This window comes from Leminorella grimontii (assembly GCF_039789245.1).
Classification (GTDB): Bacteria; Pseudomonadota; Gammaproteobacteria; order Enterobacterales; family Enterobacteriaceae; genus Leminorella; species Leminorella grimontii.
In genome coordinates this window covers 3,830,686-3,844,455 of record NZ_CP146357.1, presented here as the reverse complement: position 1 = coordinate 3,844,455, position 13,770 = coordinate 3,830,686, and the positions used below count along the sequence as shown (strand labels likewise).

Genomic DNA, 13,770 nt, shown 5'->3' with positions numbered 1-13,770 from the left:
ATCGTCTCCTACTCCCTTACTGGGGCTTCAGCATGGCAATCATAAAGTCTTTGGCGCTCTCGGCCTTACCCTGTTGGATAGCCGACGCCGGGTCCACGTGCTTCGGACAGACTTCAGAGCAATAGCCCACAAAAGTACAGCTCCACACGCCGTTCTTGCCGTTAAGCTGCTTCATCCGCGCCTTCTTGCCCTTGTCGCGGGTGTCGAGGTTATAGCGGTGGCCCAGCGTAATCACGGCCGGCCCGATAAATTCGGGGTTCAGACCGAACTGCGGGCAGGCGGCGTAGCACAGGCCGCAGTTGATGCAGCCGGAGAACTGATGGTATTTCTCCATCTGCGCCGGGGTCTGCAGGGTCGGGCCGTTCTCGGGCTTGAGCGCGTCATTGATGATGTAAGGCTTGATGGCCTCCAGGCTCTCAATGAAGTGGGTCATGTCGACCACCAGGTCGCGCTCGATGGGGAAGTTGCCCAGGGCTTCGACCTTCATGCCCTGCGGGTAGTCGCGCAGGAAGGTTTTACAGGCAAGCTTGGGCACCTTGTTGACCATCATGCCGCAGGAGCCGCAGATAGCCATCCGGCAGGACCAGCGGTAGGAGAGGTCGGGCGCCAGATGGTCCTTGATGTAGCCCAGCGCATCCAGCAGCGAGGTGGACGCATCGTAAGGCACATCGTAGGCCTCGAAGCGCGGCTCGGCGTCATGCTCGGGGTTATAGCGCATGACTTCTACTTTGAGGGTGTTCATCTCAGACATTCGCCTGCTCCTTCTTCAGTGCTTCTTCTTTCGCCTGGGCTTCGGCTTCAGCGCCATAGACGCGCTTGGCCGGCGGCAGGGTGGTAATCTTCACGTCGCTGTAGTCAATGCGCGGCGCGCCGCCTTCAGGGTTGTAGAAGGCCAGCGAGTGCTTGAGGAAGTTGACGTCGTCACGCTCGGTGCAGCCTTCGTCCAGACGCTGGTGCGCTCCGCGGGATTCGCGACGCAGCAGGGCGGAGTGAGCCATACATTCGGCCACGTCAAGGCTGTGGCCCAGCTCGATGGTGTAAAGCAGGTCGGTATTGAAGACGCTGGTGCGGTCGGTGATGCGAACGCGCTTGTAGCGGTCTTTCAGCTCGGTGAGCTTGTCGACGGTCTTTTGCATCAGCTCTTCGGTACGGTAGATACCGCAGCCTTCTTCCATACTGGTGCCCATCTCGTCGCGGATATCGGCCCAGTTCTCGGTGCCTTCCTGCTTGAGCAGGGCGTGCAGGCGGGCTTCGATGTCGGACGCCTGTGCGTCCAGCGCGGAGCCGTTGGCGGCGTTGGCGGTCTTGGCGCGCTCAAGGGCGTGCTCGCCGGCGACGCGACCAAAGACCACCAGCTCGGCCAGCGAGTTGGAGCCCAGGCGGTTGGCGCCGTGCATGCCGACGGAAGAACATTCGCCGACGGCGAACAGGCCGGCCAGACGGGTCTCACACTGCTGGTTAGTCTCGATGCCGCCCATGGTGTAGTGCGCGGTCGGACGCACCGGGATAGGCTCTTTCACCGGGTCGACGCCGACGTAGGCCTTGGCCAGTTCGCAGATGAACGGCAGGCGCTCGAGCAGCTTCTTCTCGCCCAGATGGCGCAGGTCAAGGTAAACGACGTCGCCGCGCGGGGTCGGGATGGTGCGACCGGCGCGCCATTCGTGCCAGAAGGCCTGAGAGACCTTGTCGCGGGGGCCGAGTTCCATGTACTTGTTCTGGGGCTGGCCGAGCGGGGTTTCAGGTCCGAGACCGTAGTCCTGCAGGTAGCGGTAGCCGTCCTTGTTGACCATGATGCCGCCTTCGCCGCGGCAGCCTTCGGTCATCAGGATACCGGAGCCGGGCAGGCCGGTAGGGTGATACTGAACGAACTCCATGTCGCGTAGCGGGACGCCGTGACGGAAGGCCATGCCCATGCCGTCGCCGGTGACGATACCGCCGTTGGTGTTGTAGCGATAGACGCGACCGGCGCCGCCGGTCGCCATAACGACGGCGTTGGCGCGGATTTGCACCAGGGTGCCTTCCATCATGTTCATGGCGACGAGGCCGCGGACGTGGCCTTCATCGGAGAGCAGGTCGAGGACGAAGTGCTCGTCGAAGCGCTTGATGTTGGGGTACTTGAGCGAGGTCTGGAACAGGGTATGGAGCATGTGGAAGCCGGTCTTGTCGGCGGCGAACCAGGTGCGCTCGACCTTCATTCCGCCGAAGCGGCGGACGTTGACGGCGCCGTCGGGCTTGCGGCTCCAGGGGCATCCCCACTGCTCGAGCTGAACCATTTCACGGGGGCTGTTCTCGACGAAGTACTGGACGACGTCCTGCTCGCAAAGCCAGTCACCGCCGGCGACGGTGTCGTGGAAGTGAAGTTCGAAGCTGTCGTCGTCGCGGATGACGGCGGCGGAGCCGCCTTCGGCAGCGACGGTGTGGCTGCGCATGGGATAGACTTTAGAAATCAGCGCAATGGTAGCGTTGGGGTTGGCTTCGGCGGCGGCGATGGCTGCGCGCAGGCCTCCGCCCCCGGCCCCGATAATAGCGATGTCGGCGTTAAAGGTTTGCACTGCATTCCTCCAATTGTTCCGGTTTAAGTGTTAAATAAAAGAATTATTTTTGTATGTAAATGACCATAATGAACTGGAATATTATAGCCGAGGTAAAGTGCTTAATATGGCATTCAGGTCACTCTTTTGGCGTATAAACTGTAAAATATCGTGTAATTTACCATATTAAGCATAAGGTTAATTATTTTAATTTATTTTATTGATTTCTACTGGCGCTATTTTTTTACCATAGTCCCAACGCTTTCCACCAGATGGAGCCTACGCCGACCCAAATGGCGAGGTTAACAACGGAAAACAGAAAGCCTATTTTCCACCAGGTTCGCAGATCGATGTAGCCCGCGCCGTAGTAAATTGGGCCCGGTGCGCCGCTGTAATGGGTGATGGGTAAACAGATGTTCGCCGTAAAGGCCAGCGCCAAAGCTACCAGGTAAGGAGGCGCTCCCGCCGCGACGGCTACGGCGATAAATGCGGCGTACATCGCGGAAATATGCGCAGTCAGGCTGGCGAACGCATAGTGGGAATACATGTAGATGACGACCAGTAAAAACAGCGTCGTAATCCACGAGTAGCCGCTCATCGAATGGCTGGCGACGTCGGCAAACCAGGGAATGAAGCCCTTAGTGGACAGCTGTGCTGCGAGCCCAACCAGGCTGCCCATCCAAATCAGCGTATCCCATGCGCCGGTTTCCTTAACGACGTTTTCCCACGTCAGCACCTGAGTCACCAGCAGGCAAGAAACGGCGAGCATAGCGACAGTCGTCGCGTTAAGCCCGTTCCATCCCGACGTGCACCACAAAAGCAGCGAAACCAGAAAAACGACCGCCAGGATCTTTTCGTGCAGCGTCACTGCGCCCATTTTTTCCAGCTCTTCCCTTGCGATGACTTTGGCCTGCGGGATCTTTTTCAGTTCGGGTGGATAGACGACGTACATCAACCAAGGGATAACAATGAAGGCGATAAGCCCCGGCACGCAGGCGGCCAGCGCCCAGGTGCCCCAGGTGATTTCAACGCCGATGGTTTTAGCTGCCAGTTCCACGATCATTGGGTTACCCGCCATGGCGGTCAGGAACATGGCGCAGACGACGGCTTCCGTCTGGTAAATCACCTGTAAAAAGTAAGCGCCCGCTTTACGGCTGGTCGGACCCGGTTCGGAATCCAGCGCCGAAGAGAGGCTGCGGGCAATGGGGAATATGATGCCTCCCGCTCTGGCTGCGCTGGAGGGAGTGGCCGGCGCCAGGATTAGATCGCTGAGCGCCAACGCGTAGCCGACCTTTAGCGTACTGTCGCCGATGGCCCGCAGGATGATATAGGCAATACGACGGCCCAGCCCCGTTTTAATGAAGCCGCGGGCAAACAGAAAGGCAGCGACGATAAGCCAAATGGCGCTGGAACTGAAGCCTGACAGCGCTTCAGAGAGCTTTAACGTATCGGTTAAGACAATGGCGGTGATGCCGATAAATGCGACGGCGCCGACGGGAACGGGCTGAAGAATAAATCCGATGATAATGGCGACCATCAGAGCGAACAGATGCCACGCCTGAGGCGTTAGCCCCTCGGGTACGGGAATAAACCAGAGGATAAGGCCAATGAGGACGGTGATCGCACCTTTTATTATATTGTTAGACATATGACGGAGACCTCCGCAGTGCGGGGCGCGACCCGGCCTATTGCCACAGCGAAGATGTACAAATCTCCGGGGGAAAGGCGTCAGGCCTTTCTCCCGCTGCGGCGGTTCGGGTAACGACAACCCGCGAGTGATATAGATACCCCGCTCCGTCGTGCGTGAGAACGAGGCCCCGGTGGGTTATTTCACGCTTGGGCGTTTGGCTAACACGCGATCGACGAAGGTGGTCGCAAGCCCGATATAGTTATGCGGGTTGAGCATGTCTTTGATCTCTTCCCTGGTGAAGAACTGCATAACTTCAGGGTGGCCCATCAGCGCGTCTTCCATTGCTATGCCTTTTTCGAAAGCGTCCATGCAGATGGTGTAGACGATTTCATGGGCGGTCAGGCGGCCCATCTTGGCGCCAAGGTGCATCATAACGGACTCGGACAGCATCAGGCCTTTCAGACAGCTCAGGTTTTTCTCCATTTTTTCCGGATAGACAATAAGGTTCTCCAGAATGTCGACGCTCTTTTCCAGCGCTGCGTCCAGCAGATGACAGGCGCGCTGTACGAAGTCCCATTCGGCGATTTCACAGCTCCAGTCGCGCTCGTTTTCACAGTTCATGGCTTCGACGGCCAGCGGCGCTAACGCGCGAACGCTGCGGGTTAAGGCGATGACGTTTTCACACACCTGAGGGTTGCGCTTGTGCGGCATGGTGCTGCTTCCTACCTTACCCATGAAGAACGGCTCTTCCAGTTCGCCGATTTCGGTGCGCTGCAGCGTCAGAACTTCACGGGTCACTTTGCCGATCGTTCCGGCAACCAGCGCCAGTACGCTGATAAATTCGGCAATATTGTCGCGAGAGGAGTGCCAGGCGATGTCCGGCGCGGCAAGGCCAAGCTCTTTCATCATGCGTTCTTGAACCTTGAGCCCCTCGGTTTCCAGAGAGGCGAGAGTGCCAACGGCGCCGGAGAACTGACCGACGAACAGGCGCGGCGTGATTTCATTCAGGCGAGCGGTATGGCGGGCAAACTCGGCGGCCCAGCCGGCGGCCTTGAATCCCATGGTGATGGGGAGTGCGTGCTGAACATGTGTGCGTCCGGCCATCACCACGTCGCGGTATTTTTCCGCCAGCCCGTAGCAGGCCTCTTCACACTGGCGCACTTTTTTCAGCAGTACGGCGTGAGCTTCGCGAATTTGCAGCACCAGACCGGTGTCTACGATGTCCTGACTGGTTGCTCCCCAGTGAACGAATTCGCCGGCGTTGTTGTTAAGCTCGGCTTTAAACGCCTTAAGCAGGGGAACGATGGTAATAGAACTTTTATAAAATTCGCCGATGGAGGGGATGTCCAGCAGGTCGGCGTTGGCCTTGCTGCAAATTTCAGTCATGGCGTCTTTGGGGATAATGCCCAGCTCGCCTTCAGCCTTAGCCAGTGCGGCTTCGGTATCCAGCCACTTTTGTACCAGGTTGCGATCGCTGAAGATGTCGCGCATCTCTTTTGTGCTGAAAAGGGGGCCAAAAACCTGACTGTCGATTACCGTTGAGTTCATTATATTTCTCCGTGTTATCGCTAAGTTTAACGTTAAAGTTGAGAGGGAAAAATAATCAGGAAGCGGTGGGGAAGGAAGTCGCAGGGTGATGACAGCGGCTTTTCTACCTCTTCCTGATTACGTTGACTTTAACGTTAAACTTGTTAAAAACAGAAAGCCATACAAAAATTAGGGTTTGTGATCCCCTTAACAAACTATTCATTTTTATCTATATAAATCAATTCAATATATTTTGTTTTGCAGTAGCTATCGGTGGATGAAGCAATACGCAGATTACCGTATACTAGCCGCCTGCCATTTTTTATGACGACCCAGAGCCAGCCATGAGTGAGAAACGCAGCCGTCGCATTACGGTAAAAGACATTGCCAAAATCGTGGGCGTTTCCGCTACGGCGGTTTCTATGGCGCTGAACAATCGGGGTTCTTTAACGCCTGCCCGCAGGGAAGAGATAAAGCGCGTCGCCGCCGAGCTGGGCTACGTGCCTAACGCAGGGGCTCGCTCGCTGCGAGGGAGCCACACGCGGGCGTTTGGCGTGGTGATTAACTACTTTAACAACCCCTTTTTCCGCGACTTTTTTACCGGCATGGAAGAGGTAACTAACAGGATCGACTTCTCCTACTGGGTATCTCAAACCCGGGATGATTTGGAAAAGGAGCAAGAGCAGGTAAGAAAGCTGGCGCAGTTGGGCGTTGACGGTATTATCATTTTGCCGTGCTCTAAGGAGACCTCCCACCTGACGGAGCTCACGTCTCGCTACAATATCCCTCTGGTGCTGATAAGCCATGCGATGGATGAACTGTTTCCCGCCGTGGTTGCAGATAACGCCGTGGGAGCAAGGATGGCGACGGAGCATTTACTATCGATCCCTCATCGCCCAGTGCTGCACATCGCAGGCCCGATCGCGGCGAAGTCGGGCATTGAGCATCGCTATCAGGGGTACTGCGATGCGATGAAAAAGGCGGATAAGAACTTTAATCCACAGCACAGCGTTTTTTTTGTAGAAAAGCTTCGGGCAGAGGACGGCTATGCCATGATGCCGGAAATTCTAAAGAACTATAAATTACCTGTATCGTTATTTGTTGTTAATGATGAAACCGCATTGGGCGTTCTAAACTATTGCTATCACCATAATTTAAGAGTACCGGAAGATATTTCTGTTGTCGGTTTTTCGGATATTGATTTACTTGAAAGTTTAAATGTATCCTTATCTAGTATTTCGATTCCCAGACAGAAGATGGGAGCTTGTGCGGCTAATAAGCTATTGTCACAAATGGAATTTTACTCAAAAGGGGAAAGCGCCGATAGCGAGATGGAAATTATTACAACGCTTCCTGTTTCTTTAATCGTCAGGGACTCGTCAAAAATAAAATAAGTTTTTTTTACTTACATTTTTCTTTAATAGAATAACGATATTCCGCTTATTTTATAATCCATTTATATTTTGTTACTTATTATTTTTTCCCGCTCTGACGCTTCCTGATCGATATCAAGAATCAGGGATGTTGGCCTACGGTATAATATTTCCGTGGTTATATATTGTGGGTTGTTGTTATTTTTTATTGATATGTTGTTAAGTATTTGTTTGAAATATTCTGCGGCTGAATCGTTTTTAGTCACATATCAATGAAAAACTAGACTGTTATTCCATAGCTCTTGATCTTTATCAAGAGTCGTCGGCTACACGGACTTAACATCTGCCCACCATATCCTCATTCATGAATGAACAATGTCGTTAGTCACCGTAAAGGAATAACTATAATGATAGAAGATAACGCTCTTCTTCCTTCCCACGGTATTAATCGCCGTGATTTTATGAAGCTGTGTACCGCGTTGGCCGCCACCATGGGACTGAGCGCGAACGCAGCCGCAGAAATTGCGGAATCGGTTAGTAACCCGCAACGCCCGCCGGTCATCTGGATCGGGGCGCAGGAGTGTACTGGATGTACAGAATCACTGCTGCGCGCGACTCACCCTACCGTTGAGAACCTGGTGCTGGAAACCATTTCTCTTGAGTACCATGAGGTGTTGTCCGCTGCGTTCGGTCATCAAGTGGAAGAGAATAAGCACAATGCCATTGAGAAATACAAAGGCCAGTACGTTTTAGTTGTGGATGGTTCTATTCCGTTAAAAGACAACGGTATTTACTGCATGGTTGCCGGTGAGCCTATCATCGATCACATCCGCAAGGCGGCTGAAGGCGCTGCGGCAATCATTGCCATCGGCTCCTGCTCCGCATGGGGCGGCGTGGCCGCGGCGGGCAGCAACCCGACTGGCGCCGTTGGCCTGCAGGAAGTTCTGCCGGGCAAAACCGTTATCAATATTCCAGGTTGTCCGCCTAACCCGCATAACTTCCTGGCGACCGTTGCCCACGTCATTACGTTCGGTAAAGCGCCCAAGCTTGATGCGAAAAACCGTCCGACCTTTGCCTATGGTCGCCTGATCCACGAACACTGTGAGCGTCGTCCCCACTTTGACGCGGGCCGCTTTGCCAAAGAGTTCGGCGATGATGGTCATCGCGAAGGCTGGTGCCTGTATCACTTAGGCTGTAAGGGGCCGGAAACTTACGGTAACTGTTCAACGCTGCAGTTTTGCGACGTGGGCGGCGTTTGGCCAGTGGCTATCGGCCATCCGTGCTACGGCTGTAACGAAGAGGGCGTCGGTTTCCATAAAGGGATCCACCAGTTGGCTAACGTTGAAAACCCAACGCCGCGCTATGCCAAGCCAGACGTGAACAGCAAAGAAGGCGGCAGCATTTCGCCTACGGCCATCGGTCTTCTCGGCGGCGTTGTCGGGGTAGTTGCCGGCGTGAGCGTAATGACGGTTCGTGAACTTGGACGTCAGCAAAAGAAAGATGATGCTGGCTCACGGGGAGAATAACCGTGAATAGACGCAACTTTTTAAAAATCGCATCAGGCGGTGCGCTGCTGGCGGGAAGTACTTCTACCAGCTTTGCCGCAGCGGAAAACCGCCCGCCGATTCCGGGTTCGCTGGGAATGCTCTATGACTCAACGCTGTGCGTAGGCTGTCAGGCCTGCGTTACCAAGTGTCAGGACATCAACTTCCCCGCGCGCAATCCGGAAGGGCCGCAAACGTGGTCGAATAACGACAAGCTCTCTCCTTATACCAACAACATTATTCAGGTATGGAGCAGTGGTAACGGTGAACATAAGGATCAGGAAGTCGACGGCTACGCCTACATCAAGAAGCAGTGTATGCACTGCGTCGATCCGAACTGCGTTTCCGTATGTCCGGTTTCCGCGCTGAAAAAGGATCCGAAAACCGGCATAGTTCACTATGACGCAGACGTCTGTACCGGCTGCCGTTACTGCATGGTCGGCTGTCCTTACAACGTGCCGAAGTACGACTATAACAACCCGTTTGGCAAACTGCACAAGTGCGAGCTGTGCAACCAGAAGGGCGTTGAGCGCCTGGACAAAGGCGGTCTACCGGGCTGCGTTGAAGTCTGCCCTGCCGGTGCGGTGATTTTCGGCACTCGCGAAGATCTGCTGGCTGAAGCCAAAAAGCGCCTTGAGCTCAAGCCAGGCTCGGAGTACCACTATCCGCGTCAAACCGTGCATTCAAATGACCCCTATCTGCATACGGTGCCGAAGTACTATCCGCACCTGTACGGTGAGCATGAAGGTGGCGGTACGCAGGTTCTGGTATTGACCGGCGTTCCTTACAAGAACCTGGATTTGCCGGAGCTGGCTGACCTCTCTACCGGGGCGCGTTCTGAACACATCCAACATACGGTGTATAAGGGCATGATGTTGCCGTTGGCCGTTTTAGCGGGCTTGACCGTGCTGGTTCGTCGCAACACCAAGAACGACCATCACGAAGGAGGAGACGATCATGAGTCATGATCCTAAACCGCTGGGCGGGAAACTCATCAGCAAACCTGTCTTGATTTTCGGGCCGCTGGTTATCCTGTGCCTGATCTTCATCGTCAAGCGTTTGGTTTTGGGCCTGGGCTCGGTATCCGACCTGAACGGCGGCTATCCCTGGGGTATCTGGATTGCCTTTGACCTTTTGATCGGCACCGGCTTTGCCTGCGGTGGCTGGGCGCTGGCCTGGGCGGTCTATGTCTTTAATAAAGGCGAATATCACCCGCTGGTTCGTCCTGCGCTGTTGGCCAGCCTGTTCGGCTACTCGCTGGGCGGTCTGTCCATCACCATTGACGTAGGCCGTTACTGGAACCTGCCGTACTTCTACATTCCGGGGCACTTTAACGTGAACTCGGTGCTGTTTGAAACGGCGGTGTGTATGACCATCTACATCGGCGTGATGGCGCTGGAGTTTGCCCCTGCGCTGTTTGAGCGCCTGGGGTGGAAGGTTTCGCTTAAGCGTATCAACAAGGTGATGTTCTTTATCATCGCGCTGGGCGCGCTGCTGCCGACCATGCACCAGTCATCAATGGGTTCACTGATGATCGCAGCCGGTAACAAAGTGCATCCGCTGTGGCAAAGCTACGAAATGCTGCCGCTGTTCTCTCTGTTTACGGCGTTTATCATGGGCTTCTCGATCGTCATTTTCGAAGGTTCCTTGGTACAGGCCGGGCTGAAAGGCAACGGGCCTGAAGAGAAGCACCTGTTTAACAAGCTTATTGGAACGCTCAGCGTCTTCCTGTTGCTGTTCCTGGTAGCTCGCTTCGGTGAGATTATCTATCACGATAAGCTTTCCTACGCGTTCGCGGGTGATTTCTACTCTGTGATGTTCTGGATAGAAATCCTGCTGTTGGCGTTCCCTCTGGTAGTGTTCCGCATTCCTAAAATGCGCAACGACTCTCGTATGCTGTTTATCGGCGCGTTGAGTATGCTGTTGGGCTGTGCGATGTGGCGTATGTCCTACTCGCTGGTTGCCTTCAATCCGGGTGGCGGTTATCACTATTTCCCGAGATGGGAAGAGCTGTTAATTACAATTGGCTTTGTGGCTATTGAGATATGTGCCTATATCTTACTCATTCGTCTACTGCCGATTCTTCCACCGTTAAAAAAACAAGTTAATAAGCATCAAGAGGCGAGTAAAGCATGAGCCAACGAATCACTATTGACCCGGTAACTCGTATCGAAGGTCACTTACGCATTGACTGCGAAATTGAGAATGGAGTTGTCTCCAAAGCCTGGGCGTCAGCAACCATGTGGCGCGGTATGGAAGAGATCGTGAAGGATAAGGATCCTCGCGACGCCTGGATGATCGTGCAGCGCATTTGCGGCGTATGTACGACTACCCACGCGCTGGCTTCCGTTCGCGCCGCTGAAAGCGCACTGAAAATCGACGTGCCGCTTAACGCGCAGTACATCCGTAACATCATTCTGGCCGCGCACACTACGCACGACCACATCGTTCACTTCTATCAGCTGTCCGCGCTGGACTGGGTGGACATCACTTCTGCGCTGAAGGCCGATCCGGCCAAAGCGGAAGCGCTGCTGAAGGGCGTGTCTAGCTGGCACCAAAACAGCGCCGAAGAGTTCACCAAGGTGCAGAACAAGATTAAGAGCCTGGTCGCCAGCGGTCAGCTTGGCATTTTCGCCAACGGCTACTGGGGTCACCCGGCGATGAAGCTGCCGCCTGAAGTGAACCTGATAGCAGTAGCGCACTACCTGCAGGCGTTGGAATGCCAGCGTGACGCTAACCGCGTTGTAGCTCTGCTGGGCGGCAAAACTCCGCACATCCAGAACCTGGCCGTTGGCGGCGTTGCCAACCCGATTAACCTGGACGGCCTGGGCACGCTGAACCTTGAGCGCCTGATGTACATCAAGTCCTTCATCGATCGCTTAAGCGACTTCGTTGAACAGGTGTACAAAGTGGATACCGCCGTTATCGCCGCCTTCTATCCAGAGTGGCTGGCGCTGGGCAAGGGCTCGGTAAACTACCTGAGCACGCCGGAATTCCCGACCGATCGCAAAAACGGCAGCTTCCTGTTCCCGGGCGGTTATATCACCAACAGCGATCTGTCTACGTTCCGCCGCATCGACTCTCAGTCCGATGAGTACCTGATCAAGGGCATCGAAGAGAGCGCTAAGCACGCATGGTATAAGGACGAAGAGCCGCAGGCGCCGTGGGAAGGCACCACGATTCCTAACTACACCGGTTGGGACGCTGACGGCAAATACTCCTGGGTTAAGTCTCCGACGTTCTACGGCAAGGCCGTTGAAGTGGGTCCTTTGGCCAACATGCTGTGTAAGCTGGCCGCGGGTCACGAAGCGACCAAGACCAAGCTTGAGGAAATCGGCGCGCTGTATACTAAACTAACCGGTAAGACTATCGGCATTGACGACCTTCACTCTACGCTGGGCCGCGTCGTTGGCCGTACCGTTCACGCCTGTGAGCTGCAGCAAGTGCTGCAGGATCAGTTCAATGCGCTTATCACCAACATCGGTACCGGCGACCACGTGACCTTTGTTAAGCCGAACATCGATCCTAACGTTGAGTACAAAGGCGTTGGCTTCCTGGAGGCTCCGCGCGGTATGCTGTCTCACTGGATGGTCATTAAGGGCGGCAAGATTGCCAACTATCAGGCGGTTGTACCGACGACCTGGAACTCCGCTCCGCGTAACGCGAACGGTGAAATCGGGCCGTACGAGCAGTCGCTGATCGGAACGCCGATCGCCGATCCGGCGAAGCCGCTGGAAGTGGTTCGTACCATTCACTCCTTCGACCCTTGCATGGCTTGTGCGGTGCACGTAGTTGATGCTGATGGCAACGATGTAGTTACAGTTAAGGTTCTTTAATGCGGATATTAGTATTAGGCGTCGGCAACGTGCTGTTGACCGACGAAGCGATTGGGGTTCGTATCGTTGAGGCGCTTGAGCAGCGCTACGACCTGCCGGAATACGTGGAAGTTCTTGACGGCGGTACCGCCGGAATGGAGCTGTTGGAAGTGATGGCTGACCGGGATCACCTGATCATTGCCGATGCCGTGGTTTCCAAGAAGCGTACGCCGGGAACGATTATGATCCTACGCGACGAAGAAGTTCCGACGCTTTTTACTAATAAGATCTCACCGCATCAGTTAGGCCTGGCCGACGTTCTGTCGGCCCTCCGCTTTACGGGGGAATTCCCCCGTAAGCTGACGCTTGTCGGCGTGATCCCGGAGTCTCTTGAGCCGCATATTGGCATGACGGCGACGATTGAAGCGATGGTTGAACCTGCCCTGCAGGAAGTGCTCGCCGCTTTACGTGAGTCCGGCGTGGAAGCGATTCCCAAGGAGCAGTAAGAATGTCCGACGAGATTTTAGGTTACGAAAAAAGCCCTACGCCGCTGGTTCAGGCCGCCTTTGAGGCGATTGCCGAACGGTCGATGCACGATCTTTCTTTCCTTCATCCCAACATGCCGGTCCATGTTTCCGACTTTACCCTGTTTGAAGGACAGTGGGTTGGCAGCGTCGTCACGCCCTGGATGCTCAGCGCACTAATTTTTCCCGGCCCCAATCAGGTTTGGCCAAAGCGTAAGATCAGCGAAAAAATTGGGCTGACGATGCCCTATGGCACCATGACGTTTACTGTCGGCGAGCTGGAAGGCGTTTCCCAATATCTGACCTGCTCACTGATGTCTCCGCTGGATAGAACGCTCCAGCCAGAGCAGGGCGTTCAGCTGGCGAACGACTGCGTGCGGATGCTGCTGTCTCTGCCGGTCAGCGATCCCGATGCGCCGACCCAGTTAGCCCGCCGAGCTCTGCTGCTGGGCCGCAGGAACAGCGGCGATGCATGAGCTGTCCCTCTGCCAGAGCACCGTTGACATCATTTCGCAACAGGCTCTTCAACACGGCGTTAAGCGCGTCACCGGCGTCTGGCTGGAAGTCGGCGCGCTTTCCTGCGTTGAAGAAGGCGCGCTGCGCTTCGGTTTCGACGTTGCCTGTCGCGGTACGGTAGCGGAAGGCAGTCAGCTGCACATCATTCATAAAGCGGCGCAGGCCTGGTGCTGGGACTGTAGCCGAGAAGTGGAAATCACCAGCCACGAAGCGCAGTGTCCTCACTGCCAAGGCTTTCGACTCCGCGTCGATAACGGTGATACACTACAGATTAAAGAAATCGAAGTTGAATAAGAGCCTACCTCATTAG

General features: G+C 55.0%; 12 protein-coding genes. 8 read left to right on the top strand and 4 right to left on the bottom strand.

All coding sequences use genetic code 11. The features are described from left to right. Nucleotides 1-16: 16 nt before the first annotated feature. The 4 genes from V8L73_RS17665 to purB form a co-directional block, all read right to left on the bottom strand. Entirely contained in the window at nt 17-751 is a 735-nt protein-coding gene (locus V8L73_RS17665) for a succinate dehydrogenase/fumarate reductase iron-sulfur subunit (RefSeq protein WP_027275858.1), read from the bottom strand. Next, complete coding sequence (gene frdA, locus V8L73_RS17660) at nt 744-2,552, bottom strand: fumarate reductase (quinol) flavoprotein subunit (protein WP_347253523.1); 1,809 nt, start codon at nt 2,550-2,552, stop codon at nt 744-746. Before frdA ends, V8L73_RS17665 begins: the two co-directional genes overlap by 8 nt. Nucleotides 2,553-2,775: 223 nt before the next feature. Further along, the gene (locus V8L73_RS17655; protein ID WP_027275760.1) at nt 2,776-4,179 is read right to left on the bottom strand and encodes an anion permease; all 1,404 of its coding nucleotides are present in this window, start codon (nt 4,177-4,179) and stop codon (nt 2,776-2,778) included. A gap of 177 nt (nt 4,180-4,356) precedes the next feature. Next, nucleotides 4,357-5,709 carry an adenylosuccinate lyase gene (gene purB, locus V8L73_RS17650; RefSeq protein WP_347253616.1) on the bottom strand — a complete coding sequence of 451 codons (1,353 nt, stop codon included), beginning with the start codon at nt 5,707-5,709 and terminating at the stop codon, nt 4,357-4,359. A 401-nt stretch (nt 5,710-6,110) separates the two neighbouring features. Here purB and V8L73_RS17645 point away from each other — a divergent pair, with 401 nt between their 5' ends. The 8 genes from V8L73_RS17645 to hypA all read left to right on the top strand — a co-directional run bounded on the left by V8L73_RS17645 (nt 6,111) and on the right by hypA (nt 13,754). Next, complete coding sequence (locus tag V8L73_RS17645; protein ID WP_347253615.1) at nt 6,111-7,082, top strand: LacI family DNA-binding transcriptional regulator; 972 nt, start codon at nt 6,111-6,113, stop codon at nt 7,080-7,082. 386 nt (nt 7,083-7,468) lie between these two features. Further along, nucleotides 7,469-8,587, top strand: coding sequence for a hydrogenase 2 small subunit (hybO, locus tag V8L73_RS17640; RefSeq protein WP_347253614.1), 1,119 nt, complete (start codon nt 7,469-7,471; stop codon nt 8,585-8,587). Between the two features lie 2 nt (nt 8,588-8,589). Further along, entirely contained in the window at nt 8,590-9,573 is a 984-nt protein-coding gene (hybA, locus tag V8L73_RS17635) for a hydrogenase 2 operon protein HybA (protein ID WP_027275756.1), read from the top strand. After that, nucleotides 9,563-10,741, top strand: a complete 1,179-nt coding sequence (gene hybB / locus V8L73_RS17630) for a Ni/Fe-hydrogenase cytochrome b subunit (RefSeq protein ID WP_027275755.1) — start codon at nt 9,563-9,565, stop codon at nt 10,739-10,741. Before hybA ends, hybB begins: the two co-directional genes overlap by 11 nt. Beyond that, a complete protein-coding gene (hybC, locus tag V8L73_RS17625) occupies nt 10,738-12,441 on the top strand; it encodes a hydrogenase 2 large subunit (protein ID WP_027275754.1) in 1,704 nt (567 codons plus the stop codon). The genes hybB and hybC overlap by 4 nt, the downstream gene beginning before the upstream one ends. Further along, the gene (locus tag V8L73_RS17620) at nt 12,441-12,926 is read left to right on the top strand and encodes a HyaD/HybD family hydrogenase maturation endopeptidase (protein WP_027275753.1); all 486 of its coding nucleotides are present in this window, start codon (nt 12,441-12,443) and stop codon (nt 12,924-12,926) included. The genes hybC and V8L73_RS17620 overlap by 1 nt, the downstream gene beginning before the upstream one ends. 2 nt (nt 12,927-12,928) lie before the next feature. After that, the gene (gene hybE, locus V8L73_RS17615; RefSeq protein WP_261832474.1) at nt 12,929-13,420 is read left to right on the top strand and encodes a hydrogenase-2 assembly chaperone; all 492 of its coding nucleotides are present in this window, start codon (nt 12,929-12,931) and stop codon (nt 13,418-13,420) included. After that, a complete protein-coding gene (hypA, locus tag V8L73_RS17610) occupies nt 13,413-13,754 on the top strand; it encodes a hydrogenase maturation nickel metallochaperone HypA (protein WP_027275751.1) in 342 nt (113 codons plus the stop codon). The genes hybE and hypA overlap by 8 nt, the downstream gene beginning before the upstream one ends. The last annotated feature ends 16 nt before the right edge of the window (nt 13,755-13,770 follow it).